The sequence below is a fragment of the Brevibacillus sp. SIMBA_040 genome, from assembly GCF_046535075.1.
Taxonomy (GTDB): Bacteria; Bacillota; Bacilli; order Brevibacillales; family Brevibacillaceae; genus Brevibacillus.
Genome location: NZ_JAWRXI010000137.1, coordinates 1 through 282 on the forward strand (window position 1 = coordinate 1; position 282 = coordinate 282).

Consider the following 282-nt stretch of genomic DNA (forward strand, 5'->3'; position numbering starts at 1 on the left):
GCCCATGCTTTTACGCTGCATTTCGCAAGACTCGACCGGGACCCGGCATTGGGCGCGATTCGTCTCGTTGAACGGGTATATGCGACAAAAATGCGTTGTCTGCAGTACAAATGTTCGGGGCGCGCTGATCGCCGTGTCCAGCAAGGCTCCGAGGCAATCGACGTAATCGGCGGGTTTCGTTCGGTTAAGCGGTTATCATACCGACGTCAATCGTTGGCGCGCCCGACACTGTTCAGCGCAATAGCATCAGACGGAGACATGGCGTTTTACTGTCCGGCCGGT

The 282-nt window shown here is 56.7% G+C and carries 1 protein-coding gene; it reads left to right on the forward strand.

The annotated features are described in order from the left end of the window. On the forward strand, positions 1-282 hold a 282-nt coding region (locus tag SB752_RS32285; RefSeq protein WP_410719478.1), incomplete at both ends, for a hypothetical protein.